Annotated in this window: 32 protein-coding genes, 1 pseudogene and 1 riboswitch; of the genes and pseudogenes, 20 read left to right on the forward strand and 13 right to left on the reverse strand. The window is 70.0% G+C overall.

The features are described 5' to 3' along the window. Positions 1-1,207: 1,207 nt before the first annotated feature. A complete protein-coding gene (locus tag IG54_RS43410) occupies positions 1,208-1,342 on the reverse strand; it encodes a hypothetical protein (RefSeq protein ID WP_267883620.1) in 135 nt (44 codons plus the stop codon). A 372-nt stretch (positions 1,343-1,714) separates the two neighbouring features. Between IG54_RS43410 and IG54_RS0100325 the strand changes: the two genes are divergently transcribed. From IG54_RS0100325 to menC, 4 genes are read left to right on the forward strand one after another with little or no spacing between them, the layout of a single operon-like run. Next, positions 1,715-2,761: a dipeptidase gene (locus IG54_RS0100325; RefSeq protein WP_030775537.1), complete on the forward strand. Its 1,047-nt coding sequence runs from the start codon at positions 1,715-1,717 to the stop codon at positions 2,759-2,761. A gap of 41 nt (positions 2,762-2,802) precedes the next feature. Continuing rightward, a complete protein-coding gene (locus IG54_RS0100330; RefSeq protein WP_030775540.1) occupies positions 2,803-3,894 on the forward strand; it encodes a M20 family metallopeptidase in 1,092 nt (363 codons plus the stop codon). Next, positions 3,891-4,724, forward strand: a complete 834-nt coding sequence (locus IG54_RS0100335) for a hypothetical protein (protein ID WP_051819161.1) — start codon at positions 3,891-3,893, stop codon at positions 4,722-4,724. Before IG54_RS0100330 ends, IG54_RS0100335 begins: the two co-directional genes overlap by 4 nt. Further along, the gene (menC, locus tag IG54_RS0100340) at positions 4,705-5,805 is read left to right on the forward strand and encodes an o-succinylbenzoate synthase (protein ID WP_030775546.1); all 1,101 of its coding nucleotides are present in this window, start codon (positions 4,705-4,707) and stop codon (positions 5,803-5,805) included. The genes IG54_RS0100335 and menC overlap by 20 nt, the downstream gene beginning before the upstream one ends. A 105-nt stretch (positions 5,806-5,910) precedes the next feature. Here menC and IG54_RS41100 read toward each other — a convergent pair whose 3' ends face one another. Both IG54_RS41100 and IG54_RS41105 read right to left on the reverse strand, forming a co-directional pair. Beyond that, positions 5,911-6,249, reverse strand: a complete 339-nt coding sequence (locus IG54_RS41100) for an ATP-binding cassette domain-containing protein (RefSeq protein WP_234335901.1) — start codon at positions 6,247-6,249, stop codon at positions 5,911-5,913. An 87-nt stretch (positions 6,250-6,336) separates the two neighbouring features. Then, on the reverse strand, positions 6,337-7,938 hold the full coding sequence (locus IG54_RS41105; RefSeq protein WP_234335903.1) for a PucR family transcriptional regulator: 1,602 nt from the start codon (positions 7,936-7,938) through the stop codon (positions 6,337-6,339). 410 nt (positions 7,939-8,348) lie between these two features. Between IG54_RS41105 and IG54_RS0100355 the strand changes: the two genes are divergently transcribed. The 3 genes from IG54_RS0100355 (at position 8,349) to hppD (ending at position 10,564) form a co-directional block, all read left to right on the forward strand. After that, positions 8,349-8,645 carry a hypothetical protein gene (locus tag IG54_RS0100355; protein ID WP_158708758.1) on the forward strand — a complete coding sequence of 99 codons (297 nt, stop codon included), beginning with the start codon at positions 8,349-8,351 and terminating at the stop codon, positions 8,643-8,645. Positions 8,646-8,834: 189 nt separating this feature from the next. Next, positions 8,835-9,422 carry an EF-hand domain-containing protein gene (locus tag IG54_RS37495; RefSeq protein WP_158708759.1) on the forward strand — a complete coding sequence of 196 codons (588 nt, stop codon included), beginning with the start codon at positions 8,835-8,837 and terminating at the stop codon, positions 9,420-9,422. Beyond that, the gene (gene hppD / locus IG54_RS0100365; RefSeq protein ID WP_078593546.1) at positions 9,419-10,564 is read left to right on the forward strand and encodes a 4-hydroxyphenylpyruvate dioxygenase; all 1,146 of its coding nucleotides are present in this window, start codon (positions 9,419-9,421) and stop codon (positions 10,562-10,564) included. The genes IG54_RS37495 and hppD overlap by 4 nt, the downstream gene beginning before the upstream one ends. A gap of 24 nt (positions 10,565-10,588) precedes the next feature. Here hppD and IG54_RS0100370 read toward each other — a convergent pair whose 3' ends face one another. Then, the gene (locus IG54_RS0100370) at positions 10,589-11,326 is read right to left on the reverse strand and encodes a transglycosylase SLT domain-containing protein (protein ID WP_030775559.1); all 738 of its coding nucleotides are present in this window, start codon (positions 11,324-11,326) and stop codon (positions 10,589-10,591) included. Positions 11,327-11,329: 3 nt separating this feature from the next. Continuing rightward, a riboswitch (cyclic di-AMP (ydaO/yuaA leader) is annotated at positions 11,330-11,485 on the reverse strand. A gap of 555 nt (positions 11,486-12,040) precedes the next feature. Between IG54_RS0100370 and IG54_RS0100375 the strand changes: the two genes are divergently transcribed. From IG54_RS0100375 to IG54_RS0100405, 6 genes and pseudogenes are all read left to right on the forward strand, one after another. After that, positions 12,041-12,406: a hypothetical protein gene (locus tag IG54_RS0100375; protein ID WP_030775561.1), complete on the forward strand. Its 366-nt coding sequence runs from the start codon at positions 12,041-12,043 to the stop codon at positions 12,404-12,406. A gap of 112 nt (positions 12,407-12,518) precedes the next feature. Next, positions 12,519-12,782: a hypothetical protein gene (locus tag IG54_RS0100380; RefSeq protein WP_030775564.1), complete on the forward strand. Its 264-nt coding sequence runs from the start codon at positions 12,519-12,521 to the stop codon at positions 12,780-12,782. 45 nt (positions 12,783-12,827) lie between these two features. Beyond that, positions 12,828-13,216: pseudogene (locus tag IG54_RS42410) on the forward strand (glycosyltransferase family 2 protein); the annotation flags it as partial. Between the two features lie 270 nt (positions 13,217-13,486). Next, entirely contained in the window at positions 13,487-13,618 is a 132-nt protein-coding gene (locus tag IG54_RS43415) for a hypothetical protein (RefSeq protein ID WP_267883621.1), read from the forward strand. Between the two features lie 78 nt (positions 13,619-13,696). Then, positions 13,697-14,332 (forward strand): hypothetical protein, encoded by a 636-nt coding sequence (locus IG54_RS0100400; RefSeq protein WP_030775569.1) that lies wholly within the window; start codon positions 13,697-13,699, stop codon positions 14,330-14,332. A gap of 110 nt (positions 14,333-14,442) precedes the next feature. Then, positions 14,443-14,682 carry a hypothetical protein gene (locus IG54_RS0100405; RefSeq protein ID WP_030775572.1) on the forward strand — a complete coding sequence of 80 codons (240 nt, stop codon included), beginning with the start codon at positions 14,443-14,445 and terminating at the stop codon, positions 14,680-14,682. A 73-nt stretch (positions 14,683-14,755) separates the two neighbouring features. Here the strand turns inward: IG54_RS0100405 and IG54_RS0100410 are convergent, their stop codons facing one another. Next, positions 14,756-15,829 carry a S1 family peptidase gene (locus IG54_RS0100410; RefSeq protein ID WP_030775575.1) on the reverse strand — a complete coding sequence of 358 codons (1,074 nt, stop codon included), beginning with the start codon at positions 15,827-15,829 and terminating at the stop codon, positions 14,756-14,758. A 220-nt stretch (positions 15,830-16,049) separates the two neighbouring features. Here IG54_RS0100410 and IG54_RS42760 point away from each other — a divergent pair, with 220 nt between their 5' ends. Beyond that, positions 16,050-16,373, forward strand: a complete 324-nt coding sequence (locus tag IG54_RS42760; protein WP_051819163.1) for a hypothetical protein — start codon at positions 16,050-16,052, stop codon at positions 16,371-16,373. Further along, positions 16,370-16,588, forward strand: a complete 219-nt coding sequence (locus tag IG54_RS42765) for a hypothetical protein (RefSeq protein ID WP_234335905.1) — start codon at positions 16,370-16,372, stop codon at positions 16,586-16,588. The genes IG54_RS42760 and IG54_RS42765 overlap by 4 nt, the downstream gene beginning before the upstream one ends. A 122-nt stretch (positions 16,589-16,710) precedes the next feature. On the opposite strand, the gene IG54_RS0100420 is transcribed toward IG54_RS42765, so the two are convergent. From IG54_RS0100420 to IG54_RS0100430, 3 genes are all read right to left on the reverse strand, one after another. Next, on the reverse strand, positions 16,711-17,268 hold the full coding sequence (locus IG54_RS0100420; protein WP_030775577.1) for a tellurite resistance TerB family protein: 558 nt from the start codon (positions 17,266-17,268) through the stop codon (positions 16,711-16,713). 211 nt (positions 17,269-17,479) lie between these two features. After that, positions 17,480-17,653 (reverse strand): CsbD family protein, encoded by a 174-nt coding sequence (locus tag IG54_RS37505; protein ID WP_078593589.1) that lies wholly within the window; start codon positions 17,651-17,653, stop codon positions 17,480-17,482. Between the two features lie 114 nt (positions 17,654-17,767). Continuing rightward, positions 17,768-19,162, reverse strand: coding sequence for a DEAD/DEAH box helicase (locus IG54_RS0100430; protein ID WP_030775580.1), 1,395 nt, complete (start codon positions 19,160-19,162; stop codon positions 17,768-17,770). Positions 19,163-19,388: 226 nt separating this feature from the next. Here IG54_RS0100430 and IG54_RS0100435 point away from each other — a divergent pair, with 226 nt between their 5' ends. After that, entirely contained in the window at positions 19,389-19,982 is a 594-nt protein-coding gene (locus tag IG54_RS0100435; RefSeq protein WP_030775584.1) for a GNAT family N-acetyltransferase, read from the forward strand. A gap of 35 nt (positions 19,983-20,017) precedes the next feature. Further along, a complete protein-coding gene (locus IG54_RS0100440; RefSeq protein WP_030775586.1) occupies positions 20,018-20,521 on the forward strand; it encodes a metallophosphoesterase family protein in 504 nt (167 codons plus the stop codon). A 24-nt stretch (positions 20,522-20,545) separates the two neighbouring features. On the opposite strand, the gene IG54_RS41120 is transcribed toward IG54_RS0100440, so the two are convergent. From IG54_RS41120 to IG54_RS0100455, 3 genes are all read right to left on the reverse strand, one after another. Next, positions 20,546-20,998 carry a peptidoglycan-binding domain-containing protein gene (locus IG54_RS41120; RefSeq protein ID WP_051819164.1) on the reverse strand — a complete coding sequence of 151 codons (453 nt, stop codon included), beginning with the start codon at positions 20,996-20,998 and terminating at the stop codon, positions 20,546-20,548. Positions 20,999-21,065: 67 nt separating this feature from the next. Continuing rightward, positions 21,066-21,491: a hypothetical protein gene (locus IG54_RS0100450; protein ID WP_030775593.1), complete on the reverse strand. Its 426-nt coding sequence runs from the start codon at positions 21,489-21,491 to the stop codon at positions 21,066-21,068. A 76-nt stretch (positions 21,492-21,567) separates the two neighbouring features. Continuing rightward, positions 21,568-22,017 (reverse strand): hypothetical protein, encoded by a 450-nt coding sequence (locus tag IG54_RS0100455; RefSeq protein WP_158708761.1) that lies wholly within the window; start codon positions 22,015-22,017, stop codon positions 21,568-21,570. Between the two features lie 197 nt (positions 22,018-22,214). On the opposite strand from IG54_RS0100455, the gene IG54_RS39030 reads away from it, so the two are divergent. After that, positions 22,215-23,207 (forward strand): RICIN domain-containing protein, encoded by a 993-nt coding sequence (locus IG54_RS39030; protein ID WP_051819165.1) that lies wholly within the window; start codon positions 22,215-22,217, stop codon positions 23,205-23,207. A gap of 53 nt (positions 23,208-23,260) precedes the next feature. Here IG54_RS39030 and IG54_RS0100465 read toward each other — a convergent pair whose 3' ends face one another. Then, positions 23,261-23,674, reverse strand: a complete 414-nt coding sequence (locus tag IG54_RS0100465) for an arsenate reductase ArsC (RefSeq protein ID WP_030775603.1) — start codon at positions 23,672-23,674, stop codon at positions 23,261-23,263. A 63-nt stretch (positions 23,675-23,737) separates the two neighbouring features. On the opposite strand from IG54_RS0100465, the gene IG54_RS0100470 reads away from it, so the two are divergent. Continuing rightward, positions 23,738-24,049, forward strand: coding sequence for an ArsR/SmtB family transcription factor (locus IG54_RS0100470; RefSeq protein ID WP_030775606.1), 312 nt, complete (start codon positions 23,738-23,740; stop codon positions 24,047-24,049). Next, complete coding sequence (gene arsB, locus IG54_RS0100475) at positions 24,049-25,149, forward strand: ACR3 family arsenite efflux transporter (protein WP_030775609.1); 1,101 nt, start codon at positions 24,049-24,051, stop codon at positions 25,147-25,149. The genes IG54_RS0100470 and arsB overlap by 1 nt, the downstream gene beginning before the upstream one ends. On the opposite strand, the gene IG54_RS0100480 is transcribed toward arsB, so the two are convergent. Next, the gene (locus IG54_RS0100480; protein WP_030775612.1) at positions 25,139-25,498 is read right to left on the reverse strand and encodes an ArsR/SmtB family transcription factor; all 360 of its coding nucleotides are present in this window, start codon (positions 25,496-25,498) and stop codon (positions 25,139-25,141) included. The two genes, arsB and IG54_RS0100480, sit on opposite strands and share 11 nt — an antisense overlap. Between the last annotated feature and the right edge of the window lie 138 nt (positions 25,499-25,636).

Below are 25,636 nucleotides of genomic sequence, written 5' to 3' on the forward strand. Positions count from 1 at the left end.
GCCGGTGATGATCCCCGTCTCGATTACGCCACCCGTCGCGATCACGGCTCCGGCCCACCACCCCAACCGGTTTCCACGGGTGAGGAATTGGAGCATCCAGGTCGGCGTCAGGGAGTAGACCGCGATCGAGAGCGCGAACTTCAGCGGCTTCGCCCAGATCGGCGCGCCGGCCAGCACTCGCTCGTCTACGACCACTCCTCCTGCGGAGACGACGGCCAAGACGGCCGTGGCTGCGGCGAGATCGAAGCCGCCGCCACCGACGTCCCCCGAGCCGCTGCTGTCCTCACCACGAGCGTCCCCGATCAAGAGCAGGCACCCGGGCCGCCGCGGCCGGGTGCCTCTTCCGCGGGAGTTAATCCCGCGGGAAAAACGCTCGATTTACGGGTACGTGAATACGGCGGTCGCTACCCAGGTGCCATTCTGCGCGTGAGCCGAGATATAGGCGTTGCGCCCTGTTTGTAGGGAGCCGGATCGGTAGGGCCCCTGCGTAAGGTCGAACGTGACGTCTCCGTTGGCGGTGGCCAACACGAGGGAACCGGTCTGCACAGCGGAGATTTTGCCGCTGAAGCCCACGGTCGCGGACCACGGCGAGTCGGCCACGCGGCTGACCTGCGTGACGTGCTCTGTCGGAGCCGCCTGCGCCATCGGACCGCACACAGTCAGTACGCCGACCATTCCGACGGCCACAATGGCGATCCTGGCAATCTTCCCGGAATTTCGCATTGCACTCCCTTTCGTCAGGGTGCCCAGTTGGATGAGCCGAAACCCGTCGGATGCGGGCCGGCTGTCCGGACACTAACGGCACGCTCTGCGCATGTGTAAGTTCCTTTCACGTTCCTTTCGTAATTCCCTATCCGGGTCCCGTCACGGTGCGGGGTCGCGGGTCCGAGAAGACGGCTCCGGAGAACATGCAGCACAAGAAGTCGTCCAGCACCACGTGAAGATCATGTATTCGGCCGACAAGCCGAGGACGTCCCACACGTCGCGCGGGGGCAAGGTCACTCTCAAGGATCACGCGGGGCGGTGTACGTATTGCTCTGCCGGCCGGACGGTACGCGGTGCAGGCTCAGGCCAAGGGTGGGGATCGCAAGGTCGGCGTGAAGACCGACAAGGGCTCGGTGCACAAGGTCAAGGCCCGCAGCAGCGGCGGCGACGTAACGGTCGCGCAGCGCTGAGGCACAGCGCCGCCTCTGTGTCCGCCCGGCCCTCACGGGCGAGGCAGCAGCGTGGCGAGTGCCTGGTCGGCGAGGGCGGAGGTGGAGTCGAGGACCGGCATGATGCGCTGCGCCTCGCCTGCGACCAGCAGGATCTCGGTGCAGGCGGCGATGACCTGGAGGTCCATGCGTTTGCCCGCCTCGTCGTACAGACGTGCGGTGCGGGTTCCCTCGGTGGCGAGGAAGGGCCTCCGCGCGGTCGGGCACCGCGCCCGGGGCCGGTGTGCCCCACGCCGCCTCGGCGGTGCTCTTCATTGCCGTATGCATGCGGAGAAGTCTTGGCCGCCGGGGCACCGCGCGCTTCGTCAGCGGATCCGAATCCTCGGCGGCCGATATGTGCCGGAACCCCAGGCCGGGCACTGACGACTCGTTGGACGGAGCGTCGCCGGGCGAGTGGTTCGACGGTACGGAGAGCCTGGTCGACATTGGGGTTCCACGACGAACTCCGCCTCCTCGAACTCGCCTAGCGTCGCAGGCATGTATCCGAGGAGGAGGCGCAGGTGACCGAAGATCTGCACGACCGCGCGGTCGTCGCCGACACGCACAACGATCTGCTCATGTCGGTGGTGGAGCGGCCGCCGCACCGCTGGGCGGAGTTCTTCCGCGAGCGGTGGCTCCCGCAACTGCGCGAAGGCGGGGTGGACATCCAGGTCCTGCCGGTGTTCGTGGACGACCAGTTCCGGCCCGAGGGGGCGCTGCGCCGCACCCTGCGGATGATCGAGTGCGCGCACGCCGTCGCCGAGGGCAACCCCGACCACGTACGCCTGTGCCTCGACGGCGACGACATCGACGCCGCGCTGGCGCAGGGGCAAATCGCCCTGGTGCTCGCGCTGGAGAGCGCGCCCGGCGTGGACGCGGACGTGGAGCTGTTCCGGACGCTGCACCGGCTCGGCGTCCGAATGGCCTCGATCGCCCACTGGGGACGTTCCGCGCTCGGCGACGGCAGCGGCGAGGACGCGACCGGGTCCAGGCTCACCGGCGACGGGGTCGAGGCACTGCGTGAACTGGAGCGCCTCGGGGTCATGTTCGACATCTCGCACCTGGGGGCGGCCGGTGTGGCGCACGTGCTGGAGCTGGCGTCCCGGCCGCTGATCGCCTCGCACTCAGCGGCGCGCGCGCTCCGCGACCACCACCGGAACCTGACCGACGAGCAGATCCGGGGCGTCGCCGCCACCGGCGGCGTCATCTGCGTCAACTTCGTCCCCGACTTCCTGGCCGCCGAGCCGGAGCGGCAGACCATTGACCGGATCGTCGACCACATCGAGCATGTCATCGGGCTCGTCGGAGTCGAGCACGTAGGCATCGGCCCCGACTTCCTGCGGGAGGTCGCCGCGGACATCACCCCGCCGTGCTGCGACGGCGGTGACTACACCGGGGTCGCCCTCGACGCCTCGCTGACAGGTCTGGACGGACCGGCGGAGCTGCCCGCGCTCACCGCGGCGCTGCTCAAGCGCGGCCTCGACGAGCGGGACATCGGCGCGGTCCTCGGCGGCAACGTCCACCGGCTCTTCCGCGAGCAGCTGGGCAGGCCGGGCGGTGCCCGGTGAACGGGACGACGCCGGTACGGCCGGCGGAGCCGCTCGCCGCGATGCTCGCGGACCTGGAGGAACTCGTGGTGTGCGAGTCCTTCTCCTCGGACCTGGCGGCGGTGGCGCGCAGCGCGGACGTCGTGGCCGCGCAGGGAGCCCGGCACCTCGGCGTCCCGCCCGAGCGCATCGTCGTCGACGGTGTCACGCATCTGAGATGGACGTTCGGGACGCCCCGGGTGCTCCTCCTCGGACACCACGACACGGTGTGGCCCATGGGTTCGCTGGCCACCCACCCGTGGTCGGTGACCGACGGCATCGCGCGCGGACCGGGGGTCTTCGACATGAAGGCCGGTCTCGTGCAGATGTTCCACGCCCTGGCCTCGCTGCCCTCTCTGGAGGGCATCTGCGTGCTGGTGACCGGCGACGAGGAGGTCGGTTCGGACACTTCCCGGGCCCTCATCGAGGAGTCGGCGCGGCAGTGCGCGGCCACCTTCGTCCTTGAGGCGTCGGCGGACGGCGGTGCGCTCAAGACCGCGCGCAAGGGCACCTCCGCCTACGAGTTGGTGGTACACGGCAAGGCCGCCCACTCCGGTCTGGAACCGGAGAAGGGAATCAACGCGGCCATCGCGGCGGCAGAGCTGATCCTCGCCCTGGACTCACTCGCCCGCCGGGCCAACGCCGAGGTGCGCGACAAGTGGCACACCACCGTGGTCCCTACGGTCGTCAAGGCCGGGTCGGCCACCAATACGGTCCCCGCCGAGGCCACGGTCCACGTGGACGTCCGTGTCCCCTCCCTCAAGGCCCAGGAGTGGGTGGACAGCGCTATCCGGGCCATGGAGAGCACGGTCCCCGGAGCCCGCCTGGAGGTCCGCGGCGGGCCCAACCGGCCGCCCCTTGAGGAGGCGTCCTCCACCGACCTGTTCACCCGGGCCGGCCTCCTCGCTCAGCGCGAGGGCCTGGCCCCGCTGTCCTCGGCCGCGGTCGGCGGAGCGTCCGACGGGAACTTCACCGCCGGCCTCGGCTGCCCCACCCTGGACGGCCTGGGTGCCGTCGGCGGCGGGGCACACGCCGACGACGAACACGTGGTCGTCGCCGAGCTGGTCCCCCGCGCGCGGCTGCTCGCCGCCCTCGTCCAGGAGGTCACCCGGTGAGCACCCTCGACGTACGGGAGCTGCATACACTGCGCGAACTTGAGGGCGCCAACGCCCTGTTCGAGGAAATCTGGGGCAGCGCCCCCGGCAGCTCCCCCATGGGTGTCGAACAGATGCGGGCGCTCACCCACGCGGGCAACTATGTCGCCGGGGCCTTCGCCGACGGCCGGCTGGTCGGCGCGTCCGTCGCCTTCTTCGCGGCCCCCGTCGGGGAGGCCCTGCACTCGCACGTCACCGGCGCGCTGCCCGGCCATCAGGCGGGCCTGGCCCTCAAACTCCATCAGCGCCAGTGGGCCCTGGACCGCGGGCTGCGACGGATCACGTGGACCTACGACCCACTGGTGCGGCGCAACGCCCACTTCAACCTGACCAAGCTCGGAGGGCTCCCGGTGGAGTACCTCACCAGCTTCTACGGGGCCATGGACGACGTGATCAACGGCGGCGACGACACCGACCGGGCACTCGTCTCCTGGGAGCTGAACAGCCCCGCGGCGATCGCCGCCGCATCAGCATCGCGCCCCGGCCCCGTCGCGGCCCCCGACGACGCCGCGACCGCGCTGTCGGTGCGGAACGGGCGGCCCGTCGTCGGCCGCGGTGACGCCTCGACCCTGCTGGTCGAGGTGCCACCGGACATCGAGGGGCTGCGCCGCACCGACCCCGGCGCGGCCAAGGCGTGGCGACTCGCGATGCGGGAGGTGCTCGGCGGTCTGCTCGCCGAGGGCGCCCGCGTCACCGGCTTCCACGAGCGGACTTCCTACGTCGTCGCGCGCGACGCCGCGTCAACCCCGTTCCCATCAGGAGACAGGCACCATGAAGATCAACGGAATTGAACTGCGCCGGATCGCGATGCCGCTGCGGGCACCGTTCAGAACCTCCTTCGGCGTCGAGACCGCGCGCGATGTCCTGCTCGTACGCGTCGTCACACCCGACAACGAGGGGTGGGGCGAGTGCGTCGCGATGTCCGAACCGCGCTACTGCTCCGAGTACGTCGACGGAGCGGCCGACGTGCTGCGCCGCTTCCTGATCCCCGCGCTGCCCGCCGACACGGACGCCTACACCGCCAAGCGCGCCATGAAGCCCTTCAAGGGCCACAAGATGGCCAAGGCGGCGTTGGAGACCGCCGTCCTCGATGCCCAACTCCGCGCCGCCGGGCAGCCCTTCGGCGCATACCTCGGCGCCGAGTGCGAGCGGGTTCCGTGCGGGGTCTCGGTCGGCATCATGGACTCGATCCCTGAACTCCTGGACGCCGTGGGCGGCTTCATCGAGGAGGGGTACGTACGCATCAAGCTCAAGATCGAGCCCGGCTGGGACATCGCCCCGGTCCGCGCGGTACGGGAGCGGTTCGGCGACGACCTGCTCCTCCAGGTCGACGCCAACGCCGCCTACACCCTGGCCGACGCCCGGCAGCTGGCCAAGCTCGACGCGTTCGACCTGCTCCTCGTCGAGCAGCCGCTGGCCGATGACGACCTCGTCCAGCACGCCGCCCTCGCCAGGCAGCTGCGTACGCCTGTCTGCCTGGACGAGTCGATCGAGTCCGCCGAGGACGCCGCGGCGGCCATCACGCTGGGCGCCGCCTCCGTCATCAACATCAAGCCGGGCCGGGTGGGCGGCTACCTGGAGGCCAAGGCCATCCACGACGTGTGCGTCGCCCACGGCGTCCCCGTGTGGTGCGGAGGCATGCTGGAGACCGGCATCGGCCGCGCCGCGAACGTCGCGCTGGCCGCACTGCCCGGCTTCACCCTGCCCGGCGACACCTCCGGTTCGCGCCGCTACTTCGCCACCGACGTCACCGAGCCGTTCGAGCTTGCGGACGGTCACCTCGAGGTGCCCACCGGAGCGGGACTCGGTGTCGAACCGCTCGCCGAGGTGCTGGAAGAGGTGACCACGGCCAAGGAGTGGATCCAGCTGTAGGGGTGATGCACTGGATGGCGTGTGTCTTGGGCCGGGCTCAGTGGTGGATCAGACGGGGCACGGCCATGAACAGGCCCAGTTCGGCGCGGAGTTCGCGGATCAGGTTCAGGACGGGACGGCGCCCTGGACGGAGACGTCGAGTGCGGAGGTGATCTCGTCGGCGATGAGCAGGCCCGGCTTCGCGGCCAGGGCGCGGGCCACCGCGACCCGCTGGCGCTGGCCGCCGGACAGCTCCCGCGGGTACTTCCGCGCTGCCGTGGCGGGCAGGGCCACGAGGTCCAGGAGGCGTTCGACCTCGCTCTGCCGCGCGTCAGGCCGCATGCGGGGCCCGATGCCCTCGGCGATGGAACGACCCACGCCTATACGGGGGTTGAGGGAGGAGTAGGGGTCCTGGAAGACCATCTGGTTCTTGCCCTTGTCGTCGAACGCGCCAACGCCTTCCACGAAGCGACATCCGACCTGGCAGTGCCGCCCGGCATCAGGTTCTGACCACGACTCACTGGCCCTGGCGCCAGTGGAGGCCGGCTTCCCTCACCCCTGCGTGCTGGGAGGACGCATCACCCTCAACTGAAGCATGAGAGCGAAGCGCACCGACGGGTCCTGGAGATCGACCTGCGCCACCTCGGCGGCCCGCCGGATGCGGTAGCGGAAGGTGTTGGGGTGGACGAATACGCTCGCCGACGCGGCGATGACGTCGCCGAACGCGTCCAGCCACGCACGCAGCGTCTCGATCAGGTGTGAGCGGTGCTTGGCGTCGTACTCCACAAGGCGAGCCACCGGGCTGAGCAGCTCATCGCCCTGTACCGCAGCCATGTCCCGCAGGTCCAGCAGCAGCGCGTCGATGTACACGTCGCCGATCGCCGCCACCCGCCTGCTGCGCTGGTCGCTCATCAGCACGCGCAGGGCCCGGTCCGCCCGAGTCCTCGACCGGCTGAGGGCCGACGGTTCGGTGGCCACCGAACCGATGCCGATCACCACCTGGGAGCGTTTGCCGGCGCGCTCCACGAAATTGGCCGCGATCTGCGCCGCCCGCTCCTGGCCGGCCTCCGGGTCCGCCGGCACCGGCACGATGGCGTAGGCCACGTCGCCCAGCAGGGCGAGGGCCGATCTGGGCCGCACGGCATTGAGGTGGATGCCCAGGGCACTGGTCAGCCGCTGCCGTTCGGCGGCGAGGTGCGCATGGTCGCCCCGCTGTCCTCTGAGGCCCATGGCCAACACCACCGTGGGCTCCTCCACGAGCCCCAGCCGGTCCAGGGCATCGGCCGCCCCCATTCCGCCCTCCAGGACCGTGCTCACGAGATCGGCCCGCAGCCGGTTCTGCGCGTCGGCGCCCGCGCGGTGGCGCAGCAGGTGCAGCGCTACGAGTTTGGCGGCGTCCTGGAAGGCCTGCTCACGATCGGGGGTCAACGGCTCCTCGACCGCGGCCCACACCGACCCCAGGAACTCGTCACCGGCGCGCACCGCGACGGCCACCCGTGGCAGGGCGGTCTCCCCCTCCTCGATCGTGGCCGGGGCGATGTGTACCGGTCGGTCACTGCGGTACAGCTCGCTGAAGACGCCCCGGCTCTCCAGGATCCGCAGGTATCCGTCGGGTACGCGGCGGGCCAGGATCGTGGCGACGCGCGACTGGTCCGCCTCGTCCTGACGCCCGGAGAAGGCCAGGATGCGTTGGCGGCGGTCCTCGATCGTGATCGGTGCGTCCAGCAGGGTCGCGACGGCATTGGCCAGCGCGAACAGGTCACCGGAAGGCACCCCTCCCAGCGACTCCACGCCGGGGTCCCCGAGGTCCCCCTCGGTGAGCAGCGTCCGCAGAAGCTCTGTCAGCTGCGACCACGACGCGCCCTGCGTCAAGGAAATGAGGGCCACCCCCGAGGCCGCCGACGCCGCGGCAAGCACCTCGTCCCGCTCGACCGGCCCCCGCACGACCAAGGCTGCCGCGCCGTGCTCGCCCAGCTCGCGTAGGAGCCTCGCGACCTCCTCCGTCCCATAGACACCGACGCCCAGCACGATGGCGCGTGGCGGGAACGCGACCTCATCGCCCGGGTCGTGGATGACAACACCACCCACCGCGTCGGTCAGCTCGGGGCTCCCGTGCACAAGATCGAGCAGGGCAGGGCTGAAGTCCTCAAGCACACGGACAAGGCTGGTACGAAGATTCAACGGCAGGTCCCTGATCACCACCTCAGGCTAAGACGGCGACTGTCACCCGGGTTCGTGTGGCTGAACGAGTTCGGAGGCTGGAATCGTCGTCTCATACGAGAATGCGGGCGGACTCCGGCTTCTGCCGGTGCCCGCGTGCCCCTAGGCGCCTGCTCCATCCACTGAGCTACGGGGTCTGGCCTGCGTAAACGAAGCTTCCACCCGCGCCGAGCGCGACCGCGCCGTCCCCGCTGCCTTCCAGTGCTTCCGGCGAACCCCGAGGGACCGCGCGCGGCGGCCACGCTGCTCGTGATCGCTGACCAGCAGCGCCCCAACTGGGCGAGGAGGGCGGTACGTTCGTCGACGCGATTGCAAGCACGATGAGCGCGAGGGGCAATATGTCGATGGGCAGCATGTCGATGGGCGACCGTGTCGTGACCGTACTGGGCGAGTTGTTGACAACGACCGTATGCATGGCGTTGGACAAGAACTACGTCCGCGGCTTCGACGAGGCGTCCAGCGCCTGCGTGGGGGTGTTGGCGGAGGCCAGCGACGGACTGGTGGCAAAGATGGCGTCCGGGGTCAAGCTGTCCCCGCAGGAGCAGGCACTGTACGCGCGGCTGTCCGAAGTGAAGGCCGAGATGGAAAAACGTCTGGAGGCTTCCTACGAGCCGCCGTCCGCGAAGCTCAACTTGCCCTAGCCGCCCGGCGTTATACGCCGGTGGTCAGGTAGCGATGTGCTGGCGGGCGGGGGCCCGGCCCCGCGGACCCGTAGTGCGGGGGATGAGCCGAGCAACTCCAATGCACTAGCAGAGGGCGACGCGCGCGGCGTCACTGGCGAGCATCGAACATGTCGGCATTCACCGGCCTCCGCCATGGTCAATCCCCCCATGGTCAACCCCTCCATGGTCAACCCCTCCATGGTCAACGGAAGGCACCCTGCGATGAACGGCAACGCCCACGAGCGCACCCGGGCCCGGTTCGACATGCTTGACGCGAACGGCGACGGCCGGCTGCAACGACAGGACTTCGCGCTGCTGGCCGATCGCGTGATCGCCAGCCAGGACGAGCCCCTCGACTCGGCGAAGGCACAGCAGGCCCGCTCGGCACACGAAACGTACTGGCAGGGCCTGCTCGACCATGCGGACACGAACGGCGACGGGATCGTGAGCTTCGAGGAGTACGCGGCCGCCGTGCGGGACAGCGGCGCGCAGGACCGGTTCATCCGGCCTTACGCCCGGGCGATGGTGAACCTGTGCGACCGCGACGACGACGGCCGGGTCGAGCGTGCCGACTACCTGGCGTACATGGCCGCCGTGGGGTTCGCCCCGGACCGCGCCGCGTCGATGTTCGACCAGCTCGACCAGGCCGGCGACGGAAACATCAGCGCCGACGCGTGGGCGGAGGTCATCTGCCGGTACTACGGCAGCCCGGCCGAGGACGCCGTGGCCGACCAACTCATCGGCTCGCCCGCGTGAGCAGTCGGGCGATCGGCTCGACGGCGTCCGCGGCAGGCACGCGGACGCCGTTCGTCATCGAGGGCTTCGACTCGGTCGGCTTCGCGGTCGGCAACGCGTTCCAGAGCGCACACTTCCTGGTGACCGCGTTCGGGATGACGCCGGTCGCCTACCGCGGCCCGGAAACCGGGAGCCGCGACGAGTGCTCGTACGTCCTGCGCGCCGGCGCCACACGGTTCGTGGTCACAGGTCCGACGCGGTCGCGCACCGCGCTCGGCGAGCACGTCGCCGAACACGGCGACTCGGTGTTCGACGTAGGGATCCGGGTCTCGAACGTCGAGGCCGCCTTCCGGCACGCGGTCGCCGCCGGGGCGAGCGGCCTCGATGAGCCGCACGAACTGCGAGACGCGGACGGTGCGGTCCGGCTGGCGAGCTTCGCGGCCTACGGCCCGGTCCGGCACACCTTCGTCGACCGGTCGGCGTACCGCGCCGCCTATCTCCCCGGCTACCAACCGTGCCCGCACACGTTTCCCCAACCGCCCCCCGTACCGTATTTCACGGCGATCGACCACTGCGTCGCCGCCGTCGAAGCGGGCCGGATGGACGAATGGGTCGACTTCTACCAGCGTGTCCTCGGCGGCGAACTGCTGGCGGAGTTCATCGACGGGGAGATCTCCACGCGGTACTCGGCGCTGCGTTCGAAGGTGGTCGCCGACAGGTCGCGCCGGGTCAGGTTCCCCGTCGTCGAACCCGCGCCGTCGGAGCGCGCCAGCCAGGTCGAGGAGTTCCTGCGCTTCCACGGCGGCCCGGGGGTACAGCACGTGGCACTCGCGACCGGCGACATCCTGCGCGCCGTGGACGGCATGCGCGCGGCCGGAGTTCAGTTCCTGCCGGCCCCGGCCGCGTACTACGAGGACCCGGGCCTGCTCGCCCGCATGGGCCCGATCAGCTCGCCGATCAGCGAGCTGCGTGACCGCGGGGTCCTGGTCGACCAGGACGAGAACGGCCACCTCCTGCAAATCCTCACCAAGCCCGTGCAGGACCGGCCGACCGGCTTCTTCGAGCTGATCGAGCGGCACGGCTCGGAAGGCTTCGGGGTCGGCAACTTCGCCGCCCTCTTCCACGCCATCGAACGGGAGCAGGACCGACGCGGCAACCTGTGAGCCGCCGAGGCCTGGCGCCGAGGCCTAGTACGGACCGTTCACATTGTCGATCGAGCCGTAGCGGTCGGCCGCGTAGTTGCAGGCGGCCGTGATGTTGGCGACGGGGTCGTAGCTGTCCAGCGACGTGCCCGGGACGTGGTACGCGGCGAACGTGGGGGCGATGACCTGGAGGAGCCCCTTGGACGGGGTGCCGGCGACCGCGTTGGAGTCCCAGTTGTTGATGGCCAGCGGGTTGCCGGAGGACTCGCGCATGACGTTGCGGTGGATGCCCTCGTAGGAACCGGGTATGCCGTGCTGGGCCATGATGTCGAGCGACTCCCTGATCCAGCCGTCGAGGTTGTTGGCGTAGGTCTTCTTCGCCGGGGCGGCGGCAGGCACGGCCGCACGCTCGGAGCGGTCCGCCCGCTCGGCGGACGCGGGGGAGGCGTCCGTCTTCTTCGCGGGCTCCGCCGCGCCCTTCGCGCCGAGCGTGAGCTTGAGGCCGGGGTGGATCAGCTTCGGGTCGCCGCCGAGGACGCCGCGATTGTCCTCGTACAGCTTCTTCCAGCCACCGCTCACGGAGTGCTCCCGGGCGATCTTGGAGAGGGAGTCGCCCGCGACGACGACGTACGTGCTCGCGTCCGCGGCCGGCTTAGGGGCCGCGCCGGCGCTCGTCGCGCCCAGCACCGGCAGGACGAGGACGGCTCCACCCGTTCCCGCGGCGGCGATACCGCGGTTGAGCGATCTGGACTTCGGACGGCGGTGCTTTCCCTTTGCGGGCATGAAAAAGTTCCTCTCCGTCGCCTGCGAGGTGAGCTGTCGGGTTTGGACGGGAGCTGTCCCGGCGCATTTGAACGCGCCTTCACCCCGAGCCGTTCCGGAAACCGGATCGGCGGCTTACCTGGGTCCCCCGCTCCTGCCGTGGGTGAGTGAGTGGAAGGGTTTCCGGGCAGCGGCAGGATTCGGCGTTCCGCCCGGATTGACGGTGACATTAAGCGAGAAAGGCGGGACGGAACAAGGCGGGAATTCACACAGGCGAATACGGAGAGTCGTCCTGGGGAGTCAGAACTCCTCGCTCTTTCTGATCAACAAAGCCAACTCGCTTTGCGGGGAACGGAAATGCGCGCGGTGGCCCTAATGATCACGGCTGTCGGCGTGACCCATTTCACTGAATGGGGAGGGGGGAATTCGGGGCTATCGTGATTTCCGCTGCAAAGAAGGACATATCGCACCCCCTGTCTCCGTGGGCATGCCACTCCAAGGGGACCTGTGACCCCACCAGGCCCTGATCGTTGTAGGGGTGCTCGGAGCGCCCCCGCTTCGTCCGAGGAGGAGAGCCTTTCCGCTCCTTGCCCCCAGCCCCCGCCAGGCACAATCGAGTTGGCTGCCCCTTGGATACGACCAGCCCGCACGAACCCCCCGCCGTGTCCGCCACCGCGGAGGCACGCGGCGACCGTCGAACGGCTGCGCCACGACCCGCTCGCCCCGGGCAACCCGATGGTCGACGCCAGCACCCCCAGCCAGTACTCCTCGCCCTGGACGGTGCTCCTCGGCGCGTCGGCCAAGCTGACGGGGCTCGGACCGTTCACCCTGCTCCGCGTCGCGGCACTGGCCTCGCTCACCCTGCTCGGCACAGGCGTCTGGCAGTTCACGCGCACGTTCACCAGGCATCGCTCGGCGCCCGCGCTGGCCCTTCTGTGTCTGCTGCTCCTGTGGGGCCCTCTGCGGACTCACCGGGACCGGCGGGATCCGCTCGTCGTCTTCTTCGCTCTCGGCGCGATGGTGGTTGCGGCAGGGGCCGCGAGCGGGCACTGGTGGTCGAGAACGGCCCTCGATTCGCGCGCGTCAGCTGCGCCGGGGTGACCTGGACAGTGCTGCTTTTCGGGGCCTGGACGCAAACGGGAGCACTCGGGTATGTCGTTCGTGCGGACGCGCTGCCCGAAGCGATCGAGCGCAGAACTATTTCGCTTCGCGCATGGTGCCCGCGTACGGGCCATACACCGTGGCCACCGGATACCCGGACTTCTTTCTGCCCGAGGAACGGCAGCGCAGGAAGACGGTCGAGCGCTACTTCGCTCCCGGCGCCGATCGCGAGGACCGCGTCGACGCGCTGCTCCGCTATCACGCCAAGTGGATTATCCAGACGAGGGGCGAGGGCGGACGGCCCGAGGGCGATCAGGCCCTGCGGAAAACCGCCACCGGGCCGACAGGGCAAGTCCTTTACGAAGTGGTCGGGTGACGGGCATTCCAGGACCACGGGAGATGGGCATGTGTGGGAGAGGAAATGCGTGTGTCTGATAGCCACCGTGGGCGCCACGGCAGAGAGCACGACGACGGGGCGGAGACGACGTCGCGTACCCCCGATGTAACTGTCGTCGTCATTGTCTACAACGACCCGCAAAAGCCTGCCCCGTGCCGTGGCGTCAGTGCTCAACCAGTCGCTGCGCAATCTCGAAGTGATCATCTGCGACGACCGCTCGACGGACGAGACCCCCTCGATCGCCCGCCAGTTGAGGGAAATGCGACCCCCGGGTGCGCTATCTGCGGCTGAGCAAGAACAGCGGGGGGTGCGGCGCCCCGCGCAACGCCGGCATCGCCATGGCCAGAGCGCCCCACATCATGTTCCTCGACGGCGATGACGAACTGCCCAAGCACGCCTGCAAGTCGATGCTGCTGACCTTGGAAGGGACCGAATGGCCCGCAGCTTCGCGGTCGTACCGTGGGCGGTCTACACCTGGCGGCTCGCCGCCGCCCGGGACAAGCCCTCCATCTCCTCCAGCCACCACAAATCCGCAACGTGGTCGCACCGCGGCACGTCAAGCGCGAAGGGGACAGAACCTACTGGGGTCGGGGAGATGTCCCTCGTGGCGCTGACCAGCGAGTGCGAGGGGCGTCCGATGGCGCTGGCCGCGGCCTCCGCGTGCGGGGTGCCCTGCGTCATCGATGCGTGTGCTGATCGAGGACGACGCACGACGAGAGCGCTACGGGCGCGCGGCGTACGAGCACGTCTCCGCGCTCGCGCTGCCCACCGTGCCGGACCGCTGGGAGTCGCTGTTCGACCAGGTCGAACGGTAATCCAGCAGCAACTTGCGTTCGAGGCGCTCTGCCGTATTGAGTCACCCCCCACACCGAGAAACACAGGATCAGGAACACATGAGCACTCAGCGCACCACGCGGTACCGCCGGCACATCGGCCTCGCGGTCCTCGCCACCCTCACCGCCGTCTCCCTCGCCGCGTGCGGAGGCGGCTCCGGCAAGAAGAGCCGGTCCGGCGGGACCGGCGGGGCCGGCGGGTCCTCGGAGTCGAGCGAGGCGCCGAAGAACCTCAAGCTCGGGCAGGCAGGGCCGGCGCAGGAGATCACCAGATACGAGAAGACCGGCAAGTTCTCCCTCACGCCGACGAAGGTCACCCTCGGCAAGCCGGCGGACCTCGACGAGCTGAACGACAAGAAGAAGTACAAGGACCTGAAGGTCGCCTGGATCTACGTGAAGGCCAAGCACGTCGGCGGTTCCGCGGTGAAGGAGCCGATGGTGATGGGCAACGTGAGCGGCGAGACCTCCGCGGGCGAGCCCGCGACGCAGTTCCTCCTCATCGGCGACCTCTCCAGCCGTCCCTCCGACTGCCTCGGCAACGACGGCGCGAAGAGCCTCGGCAGCGACGACATATGGAAGAAGGGCGAGACGCGCACCCTGTGCGAGCCCTACCTCATCCCCGCCGACACCACACTGAAAGCAGTGACGTACTCGCAGGGGTACTACAAGGAGCCCATCAAGTGGGCCGTACGGTAGGACCCGGAGGTCCGTTCGGGTGGAGAGGGTGTGCTGGGCCGTTACGCGGCCCTGCTGCCGCGGCAGGTGACATAGCGACAGTACCTGCGTATTCCAGGAGGAATATACTCATGCGCGTTCGCTCGACCATCCTCGCCGCCGCTCTCACCGTGTCCGTCCTGGCCGTCGGCGCGGGCGCGGCCGTCGCCGACGACGACCACCACCGCTACAACCCGCGCCACGCGTGCTACGACCACGAAGGGTTCGCCGGTACGTTCGACAGCGTCGGCGGCCCGCTCGGCATCGTCTGGTCCACGGCCGCGGGCTACGACCACGAGGGCTGCGGTAACAAGGGCGGCAGCCGGCACTGACGCGTCCGCAGGCGGCGCGGTGGTGAGGCGGGATTCAGCCCTCCTCACCACCGTGCTTCGCGTGGGGCGTACGTCAATTGCCCCCGTCGCCCATCGTGGCGCCGACGGCGGCCAGTGCGGTGGTCACGGGCTGGAAGAACGTCTCACCGCCCGCCGTGCAGTCGCCGCTGCCGCCCGACGTGAGCCCGATCGCGCTCCCGTCGCCGGTGAACAGCGCGCCCCCACTGTCTCCCGGTTCGGCGCAGACGTCCGTCTGGATGAGCCCGGAGACGGTGCCTTCCGGGTAGTTCACCGTGGCGTTCAGCCCGGTGACCGCGCCGTCCCGGAGCCCGGTGGTGCTGCCCATGCGGAACACTTCCAGCCCGACCGCCGCGTCGGCGGCCCGCACGATCTGGGTGGGCTGCCCGTTGCCCGTGTTCACGACGCTCGGGGCGTCCGTGGCCGGATCGTCGTACGTGACCAGCGCGAAGTCGCCGTCTCCCGGGAACGTCGCGGCCTGGACGGTACCGATGGGCGCGCCGTTCGGGTCCTGCGACCACTGCTGGGCGGCGACACCGCAGTGCCCCGCGGTGAGGAAAGCGGGGCTTCCGTCCCCGGCCGTCACATTGAAACCCAGCGAACAGCGCGCGCCGCCCCCGAAGATGGCGTCGCCCCCCGCGGCGAACGGTTTGAACTCGCCCTTGGACTTCTGGATGCGGGCCACGCCCGCGCCGAGCGACTCGACGGTCTTCTCAAGCCTGTCCCACCGTTCGCCGGTGACGGTGCGGTCAGCGGTGACCAGGACCTGATTGGTCCTGGGGTCTATGGACCACGAGGTTCCGCTCACGGTGGCCCGGCTCTTCAGCGTCTTGGTGGCGGCCTTCAGTTCACCGGCACTGCGGGTGACGCTCCGCGCCACCGCGCCCGCCCTTCTCACCTGGGCACCCGCTTCGTCTCCGCCGCCCGCGACATTGACGACGAGCTGCCGCTTCTCCGTGTCGTAGAAGGCTCCGCCGTAGGCATCGCCGAGTTGTGAGGCCAGCGGCGCGACGAGCCGTGTCGCCGATGCCGCGCTGAGCCGCTTGGCGGCGGACGCCGAAGTGCTCCCCTCTCCGGACGGTGCGGCGTTGGCGTGCTGGAGCAGCAGAGCTGTCGCCAGCGTGCCCATCGCCACCGCCCCTGCCAGAGCAGCCTTTCGCTTGGGTATGCGCTTATGCCTCAAGTTGTCGCCTCCTGCGCGGATGCCGAGCCCGGTCACCGGCCGAAGCCGGGAGTGTGTTCGGCCCCTGAATACGGATGAGACGAGAGGTGCGTTCACGGACGCGGGGGAAATGCGGCTGACCCTGTGTCACAGAACGCCGACAGCGCCAGCCGAGGAGAACTCCGCCATGCCCGAGACAACCACGTACCTGACCCGGCGACTTCGTGGTCGCGCCACGGGACTGGCCGTGGCCGCCACGGCTCTCGCCCTCGCCGCGCCGGTCCACGCAACGGCAGTGACCCACAAGGCGGCCGCCGCTTCCGCCGACCCGGTCTCCGTGCTGAAGTACACCGCACAGGAGCGCAAGGAGGCCCTCGCCTACTGGACGCCCGCCCGTATGAAGGCCGTTGGCGAGTCCGTGGACCTCGGTCCGACCGGTCCGAAGGCCAAGCTGTGGCGCGGCCCCACCCTGAAGACCGTCGGGCGGCGAGCGCCAACCGCTCCGCCGTGATGACGGCCGCCCACTGCGTGCGCCGCGGCTCCTCGCCCGCCAACACCAACTTCTCGATGGTCTTCGCCCCTGGTCACAGCAAGGGCAGGATGCCCTACGGCACCATCTCCTCCTTCGGCTACTCCGCCACCGCCCGCAGCTCGGCGAGGAACTCCTGCAATGCGTCGGCATGGCGAAGAAGGAGCACGGCACGCAGGTCCTCCCCTGCGACATGAGCGGCGGCTCCAGCGGCGGCCCGTGGGGTGTACGACCGGGCCCAGGGTCTCTGGCCCGCACCTCTCAGGTACGGGCCCCTCCGATCGTGCGGCCGCTCAACTGTGCGGAAGCCGTAAGGGGATCAGAGGCCGAACTCCTGCGGCGACACACCGAGCGCCGCGCACGCCTCGCGCAGGACCTGCTCCTCGGCCGGGGCGATGTACCCGTCCGCGCCCGCGACGACGAAGCCGGTCTGCACGACCGCCTTCGCCTCCGCCGGCTTCTTCGCCGCCTTGGCGATCTCCTGCATGACGGCGGTCTTGCCCTGCTGGAAGTTGAACGACAGCTGGTCCACGTGCTTGTTGAACCGCTGCCGCAGCTGGTCGGGCGGGAAGTTCTGGAGGACGTCGTTCTGGAGGATCAGCGACTCCACGTGCTGCCGCTCGGCCGGGTCGACCGATCCGTCGGCCGCGGCGACCAGGGCGCACATGGCCATGCTGGCGTCTCGGTAGGCGCCGCTCTTGAGTTCCGTCTTGAGGGAGGTGAGCTGGGACTTGAGCACGCCGACGAGCTGCGCCTTCGAGCCCGAGCCCGAGCCGGCCCCCGACCCCGGCCGCCCGTGGCCGCTGGAGCCACGGGCCCCCTGCGACTGCTGCTGAAGACCCTTGGCCTGGTCCTTGATCCGGTCCCACATCGCCATCCGTGCCACCTCGGCTAAACGTTCGCTTGTCCGCACGCGGTCCGCGCGTCCCTGTGCCAACGTCTTCCCGCCCCCCGAAGTTCCGACGCCGGGCAGGCGGCCTGAAGAGGCCAAGAAGATGTCCAGGAAGGGCGTCGGGCCAACGCGCGTTGGGGGCGCCCCCCTTGAGAGGGCGCCCCCAACGCGCTTGATGCCGGTCGTCCGGTCGGTGTCAGTGCCGACCGGCGTCCTTGATCTTTTCCTTGGCCTGGCGTGCGTCGCCCTTGGTCTGGTCGGCACGTCCCTTGGCGGTAAGGCGTTCGTTGCCCACGGCGCGTCCGGCCGCTTCCTCCGCCTTACCGACGGTCTGCTCGGTCTTCGCCTTGGCCTTCTCATCGGCGGCCATGCTGCTCACACCCTTCAGTGTCGGGATCATGTGCTGCATGTACGTCTGGCCACTCAAGGCGGGCGCAAACGTAGAAATTCCGGATGGATTTCCGGGGGCCGCCGCTGTGCGTTCTCAGCGGCCGCGCCGGACCATCGCCGCCTTGCGGGCCTCGGCGAGCTTGCGGGCCTCGCCGGACTTACGGGACTTGCCGCCCGTACCGCGCGAGGCGTCCTTGCTGGTGCCCAGGCCGCGGAAGGGGGCGTTCGTGTTCTTGGGCCGTGTCGAGGGCCCGCCGTCGAGCGGCGTCCCGGAGGGCGCCTTGGCGCCGGTGATGCGGCTCAGCGCCGCCTCGCCCGAGCGCACCTTGGTGACCGTCGCCTCGATACCGGCCTCGGCCATGATGCGGCTCACCTCGCGCCGCTGGCCCGACAGGACCAGTGTGACGACGCGGCCGGACTCACCGGCGCGGGCGGTGCGGCCCGCGCGGTGCACGTAGTCCTTGGGGTCGGTGGGCGGGTCGACGTTGACCACGAGGTCGAGGTCGTCGATGTGCAGGCCCCGGGCCGCGACGTTCGTCGCCACCAATACGGTGACCTGGCCGTTCTTGAACTGCGCGAGGGTCCGCGTGCGCTGTGGCTGGGACTTGCCGCTGTGCAGGGCCGCGGCGTGCACTCCGCTGGCCCGCAGATGCCGGGTGAGCAGGTCGACGGAGTGCTTGGTGTCCAGGAACAGCAGGACGCGGCCGTCGCGGGCGGCGATCTCCGTGGTGACGGCGTACCGGTCGGGGCCGTGGACGACCAGGACGTGGTGGTCCATCGTCGCGACCTCGCCCGCGGACGCGTCGACGGAGTGGACGACGGGGTCGTGGAGGTAGCGCTCGACCAGGCTGTCGACATCGCGGTCCAAGGTGGCCGAGAACAGCATCCGCTGGCCGTCGGCGTGCACCTGGTCGAGCGCCTCCGTGACCTGCGGCAGGAAGCCCATGTCGCACATCTGGTCGGCCTCGTCGAGGACTGTGATCCGCACCCGCCCCAGGTGGCAGGCCTTGCGCTCGATGAGGTCGTGCAGACGGCCGGGGGTGGCGACGACGACCTCGGCCCCGTCCCGCAGCGCGGCGATCTGCCGGCCGGCCGACATGCCGCCGACGACCGCGGCCATCCGCAGCCGCAGCGCTTCGGCGTACGGCGTGAGCGCCTCGGTGACCTGCTGGGCCAGCTCCCGGGTGGGTACGAGGACCAGGGCGAGCGGACGCTTCGGCTCGGCACGCCGCCCGGCCGTCCGCACGAGCAGCGGCAGACCGAAGGCGAGCGTCTTGCCGGACCCGGTGCGTCCACGGCCGAGGACGTCACGGCCCGCGAGTGCGCTGGGCAGCGTCGCCGCCTGGATCGGGAAGGGCTCGCGCACGCCGAGCGCGGTCAGCGTGCGCAGGACCTCGCCGGGCAGGTCCAGCTCGGCGAACGACGCGATCGTGGGCGCGGCCGGGGCGGGCTCGCCGCTGGGGGTGCCGGGACGGTCGGGATGCTTCATGAAAGAGCCTTCCGCAGAGGGAACGTACCGAGGAAGGCCCGGCAGGACGACAGGACGATCAGGGTGACAGGGTGACGACAAAGTCGAGAGGTCGGCGTACGGACGTGACCGGGCGGGTCGAGGCCCCGGCCAGTGCGTACACGCAAACGGTTGATGGTAACACAGAGTGACAGTTCGGGGGGCGGTCTTCCGGCGGAGAATCGTTCCTTCATGCCATCGTGGTGGCATGACCATCGAAGTTCGGCCCGCTTCGCTCTTCGAGGACGTACACGCCCTCCTCGGCCCGAGGACGCCCGGGGCCAACGTCTGCTGGTGCCTGAGCTACCGCATCCCGTCCAAGCTCAACAACGAGCTGCGCGGCCCCGCCCGCGGGGAGTACGTCGCCGAGCTGTGCCGCAAAGGCCCCCCTCCGGGGGTGCTCGCCTACGACGGCGACGAGCCGGTGGGCTGGGCCGCCGTGGCCCCGCGGTCGGACACCTCGTTCGCCCGCAGCCGCGTCATCCCGCACGTCGACGACCTGCCCGTCTGGTCGCTGTGGTGCGTGCGCGTACGGCCCGGCCACCGCAAGAGGGGCATCTCGCACACCCTGATCGCCGGGGCGGTCGAGTTCGCCCGCGCCCACGACGCCCCGGTGATCGAGGCATACCCCTTGGACAACGGCGCCGCCAAGGTCGATCTGACGATGGCGTACGCCGGTATCCGGAAGAACTTCGAGCGCGCCGGGTTCACCTACGCCGCCGACACCGATTCGGTGCTTGCGGGCCACCCCCGCATCCTGATGCGGCTCGACCTGCGCCGACCGCCGGCCGATCACGTGTGACCGGCACGCCCGCCGCGTCGGCCTAGGCTGAACCCATGCGCCTGCTGCTGACCTCCGACACCCACGTGCCCGCCAGGGCGAAGAGCCTGCCGGAGGCCCTCCTGGCGGCCATCGACGAGGCCGACGTGGTGATCCACGCCGGGGACTGGATCGACGAGGCCACGCTCGACCTGTTCGAGTCCAGGTCGCGTCGGCTGATCGGCGTGTACGGCAACAACGACGGTCCCGGACTGCGCCGGCGCCTCCCCGAGATCGCCCGCGCCGAGCTGGCCGGACTGCGGTTCGGCGTCGTGCACGAGACCGGAGCGGCCACCGGGCGCGCACAGCGGTGCGCCCAGCGCTTCCCGGACCTGGACGTCCTCGTGTTCGGCCACAGCCACATCCCCTGGGACTCCCAGGCCCCGGGCGGCCCCCGGCTGCTCAACCCCGGCTCGCCGACCGACCGCAGACGGCAGCCCTTCTGTACCTTCCTCACCCTGACCGTGTCGGACGGAGCCCTGTACGACGTGACGTCGCACCGGCTGCCGCCGAGGCGTTGACCGGCGCTCGCGGTGGGAGGCCCGTCACGGGTGGAGGGCGCTCCACGTGGCGGCGTCCACGACACCCGTCACCGGCAGTGCGAACTGGCGTTGCAGGTGCTCGACCGATGCCTTGGTGACCGCCTCGAAGACACCGCTCACGGGGACGTTCACATAGCGGTAGACCTCATTGAGGATGCACTGGAGATGCCGTACGGCCTCTCCCGTACTCCCCGTCTGGAGGGTGGGATGCCCGCCCAGGTACATGCACAGGCGCCATTCGGCGGCCGCCGCGCCCGCGGCGACCTCGGGGCGTGCGCCACCGTCGGGGTCCTTGATGGCGACGGCGCTGATGCGTGGCGGCGTGGGTTCGGAGGCGCGGGCGGCGACGGGGCCCGCGGCGGACAGGGCCAGCGCCGCGGTGGTCACGGCCACCGCGGCGGCCGTACGGATCGTGCGGGTCGTGGGTCTCGTGCGGGTCGTGGGTCCGGTCTTCATGGGGATTCCTCCTCGCGCCGGGGCGCCTGCGGAAACTGATCGGGACGGACCGTTCGGGGGAGGGCGCTCAGTACCAGGGGCAGCGCGGCAACCCGGCGACCGGGTGGGACATGCCGGTGGGGATCCTGACGACTTCTGCGGGGACATTGCCCCAGCCCTTGATGCGGGGCAGCTCACCGACCTGGTCGCCCTGGGTGTAGTACCAGACGTTGTTGCCCTGGGTGTCCCTGGGGCCGATGGTGTAGCAGGTGAACCAGGACGGGGAGAGGCGCAGCCAGCCGGTGATCGGCGCGTCGAAAGAAGGCCGGCCGTAGACGTCCGACGGAAGGTTGTCGCAGTACAGCGCCTTGGTGAACGAGTTGCCGATGGTGTCGCGCAGCTCGAGGCCCTCCTGAAGCGAACAGGTGGCGCGCGCGCCGGCGCTCGCGGGCGTGGCCGTCAAGGGCAGGCACAGCAGCGCGCCGACGGCCGCGGCGACGATTGTCCTTTTCACGGCGTACTCCTGATGGGTCGTGAACACGTGAACAGGGAGCGGGGAGGAGGAACGGTGGAGGTGGTGCCGGGCCCGCTCACGACCAGGGGCACTGTGTGAGGCCGGGGAAGGGGTGCTGGGGCGCCTTGACCGCGACCGCCGGCATGTAACCCCAGGCCTTGACGGTGGGGGAGGACACGATCTGGTCGCCCTGGGTGTAGTACCAGATGTTGTTCCCCATGTAGTCGGACCCCTCCTTCCAGCACACGAACCAGCGCGGAGTGAAGAGCATCTTGCCGACCACCGGGCTCGTCGAGCGCGACTGGATGCGTACCGAACCGGGGGTGAGGTCGCACCACATGTCGCCGCTGAAGTTCATCCCGGTCCAGTCCACGTGCGGCTCGCCGGGCCGCAGCCAGCAGGCCGGGTCCTCGTCGGCCGCGGCGGACGCGGGCGTGGTGAGCGCCCCGCACACCAGTGCGGCGGCGGCCAGCGGCCCCACGAGCCGGCGCAGCCGACGCAACCGGCCTCTGGGTCTTCCACTCATGGCGCGTACACCCCTCGTCTCGGAACTCCGGCGGTACGGGGCCGATGGTGGCCGCGCCGCCTGACGTGCCGCTGACGAACAAGTCCGCCCCCTCGATGTCAGGCGTCCGTCAGCCCCCCATGGGAGGCTCCGCTCCCGCGCATCAGCCCGTATCGCGACATCTGATCGGCCCGTACAGCGACATCTGAGGGGGACTCATGCGAAGACCCGGTCACGGACGTACGTACGCCGCACTGCTCGCTGTCGTCGCCCTCCTGCTCACTCTGACGGCCACGCAGGACACCGCCCGCGCTGCCTCGCCCTCGGCGGTGGACGACATCAATATCGTCGCCACCCACAGCGGCATGTGCCTCGAAGCCGCTACCGCCGCCGAGGGAGAGGTGATCACGCAGCGCGGGTGCGCCGGGCGCAAGAACGCCCTGTGGACGCTGAAGTCATCGGCTCTGGGCGGGGCTTCGTACCAGATCGTCAACGTCTACAGCGGCAAGTGCCTCGCGGTCGAGAACTCCAGCACCGCGGCCGGCGCCCTCGTACGGCAGCAGACCTGCGGCAACCAGCCCGGCGCGAGCTTCACCTTCACCGAGGCCGACGGCGGGGTCTGGATCCAGCCCAGAACCGTCAGCGCGTCCCCGCTCTGCCTGGAGGTCACGGACTCCTCCACCGCCGACGGCGCGCGGTTGCGCCAATGGGGCTGCGAGCGGCAGTCCGGTTCCGTCTTCACCCAGGAGCGCTACCAGGGACCCGTGGTCGGCTGGGCGAAGATCCGCCCGGCGAGCGCGCCTTCCCTGTGCGTCACCGAGGGCCGTGACCGACAGGGCCTCTACCGCAGTGCCGTCGCCGTGCAGCGCCCCTGCGCGCAGGCGGTCCCGCCGCGCACCTACCTGGAAGAGGTCGGCGCCGGGCGCTACCGCATCCAGTGGCACCATCCGGAATTCGGCATCGGCTGTCTGACCGTCATGGACGGGGGTCCGGTTCCCGGCATGCTCGAACCGTGGGACGCCTGTTCCGTGGCCACGGTGTTCCAGATCGAGCCGGTCGAGACCCCGGCGCCGGGCGGCTTCCGCATCCGCGACGCGGGCACGGGCCAGTGCCTCGGCATGGCGGGCGGCGGCACCGCGGAGGGCGTCGAGGTCATACGCCAGACGTGTACGTCGGCACTGTCCCAGGAGTTCTTCGTCGATCCGGAGTGAGCACCACGGCCCCCCCCGGGGTGCCATCCCCCGGTGCCGTCCCCCCGCCGAAGTCACCCCGCCTCGGGGGCGATCTCCGCGATCAGGTCCTCCACCAGGACCTTGATCTGGTCCCGGATGGGGCGGACGGCCTGGACGCCCTGGCCCGCCGGGTCTTCGAGCCGCCAGTCGAGGTAGCGCTTGCCGGGGAAGACCGGGCAGGTGTCACCGCAGCCCATCGTGACGCAGACGTCCGACTCCTTGACCGCGTCGACGGTGAGGACCTTCGGGGTCTCGGCGGAGATGTCGATGCCCACCTCGCGCATGGCCTCGACCGCGGCCGGGTTCACTTCCCTGCCCGGGGCCGACCCCGCCGAACGGACCTCGACGCGGTCGCCCGCCAGATGGGTCAGCCAGGCGGCGGCCATCTGGGAGCGGCCGGCGTTGTGGACGCAGACGAACAGGACGGAGGGCTTCCGGTCAGGCATCTGGGGCCTCTCTTGCTGGGACGTACATCGCATCACTGGCTGCTGATGTGACAGTATCAGCCCATGCTGACATCAGCCGACACTGATCTGATCCGGGTCCTCGCCGACCCGCTCAGGCTCCGGATCGTGACCCTGCTGGCCCACGAGACCCTGTGCACCACCCACCTCGTGGAGGAGACCGGCGCCCGGCAGACGAACCTCTCCAACCATCTGCGGGTGCTGCGCGAGGCCGGGGTCGTGGAGACGGAGCCCTGCGGCCGGTTCACCTACTACAAGGTGCGGCCCGAGGTGATCGAGGCGCTGGCGGGCACCTTCGGCGGGCTCGCCGAGATCGCGCGCACCACCGCGGAGACCGGCCGGAAGCGAGCGTGCTGATGGCCGCCACGGACCCCGGAACCACCTCGCCGCCGCGCGGCGGCGAGGACGCCTCGATCGTCGCCAGGCTCTCCACGCTGGACCGCTACCTCGCGGTGTGGATCCTCCTCGCGATGGCCGTCGGCATCGGGCTCGGACGCCTCGTCCCCGGCCTGGACGGCGCGCTCGCCGAGGTGGAGATCGGCGGCGTCTCCCTGCCGATCGCCATCGGCCTGCTGGTCATGATGTACCCGGTCCTCGCCAAGGTCCGCTACGACAAGCTCGACGCCGTGACGGGCGACCGCAAGCTCATGGCGTCGTCGCTGGTCATCAACTGGATCGTCGGCCCCGCGGTGATGTTCGCGCTGGCCTGGATCTTCCTGCCCGACCTGCCCGAGTACCGCACCGGTCTCATCATCGTCGGCCTGGCCCGCTGCATCGCGATGGTGATCATCTGGAACGACCTGGCGTGCGGCGACCGGGAAGCGGCGGCGGTGCTCGTCGCACTGAACTCGGTGTTCCAGGTGATCGCGTTCGGCCTGCTCGGCTGGTTCTACCTCGACCTGCTGCCCACGTGGCTGGGCCTCGGCGACGGCGAGCACCTCGACATCTCCATGTGGAAGATCGCCCTGAACGTCGTCGTCTTCCTCGGCGTCCCGCTCCTCGCCGGGTTCCTCACCCGCCGCGTCGGCGAGAGGGGGCTTGGCCGCGAGAGGTACGAGTCCGCCTTCCTGCCCAGGATCGGCCCGTGGGCCCTCTACGGCCTGCTCTTCACGATCGTCATCCTCTTCGCCCTGCAAGGAAGGACCATCACGTCGCAGCCGCTGGACGTGGCCCGTATCGCGCTGCCGCTGCTGGTGTACTTCGCCCTCATGTTCTTCGGCAGCTTCCTGCTGGGCAAGGCGGTCGGCCTCGCCTACGACCGCACCGCGACGCTGGCGTTCACCGCGGCGGGCAACAACTTCGAACTCGCCATCGCCGTCGCGATCGCCACCTTCGGCGTGACGTCCGGCCAGGCCCTCTCCGGTGTCGTCGGACCGCTCATCGAGGTCCCGGTCCTCATCGGGCTCGTGTACGTGTCCCTGGCCTGGCGCGGGAGGTTCGCGGCCGTCAGGCGGTGACGCGCCCCAGGACGTGTCCCATCGCCGCGAGCACGGCCGGTTCGACGCGGTAGTACACCCACGTCCCGCGCCGCTCGGAGGCGAGTAGGCCGGCCTCCTTGAGCTTCTTGAGGTGATGGGAGACGGTCGGCTGGGACACCCCCACGTCGGAGATGTCGCATACGCACGCCTCGCCGCCCTCGTGCGAGGCGACCAGCGAGAACAGCCGCAGCCGTACGGGGTCGCCGAGCGCCTTGAACATCGCGGCCGTCCGCACCGCCTCCTCGGCGGTGAACGGGCGCTCGGTCAGGGGCGGGCAGCAGGGCTCGACGTCGGCATCCAGCAGCGGCAGCGCCTTCGTATTCGACATGCGTCTATGTTGACACATGTCGAATCACGGGCGAAGGCGACCGCGTCTCACCCCCCCTGATTCGACATCTGTCTATGTTGACGTACGTCGAAGTAGGTGCGACCCTGGCCGCACAAGCCATCGACGAATGTCGAATCA

It is taken from the genome of Streptomyces sp. NRRL S-920, assembly GCF_000717945.1.
Classification (GTDB): Bacteria; Actinomycetota; Actinomycetes; order Streptomycetales; family Streptomycetaceae; genus Streptomyces; species Streptomyces alboniger.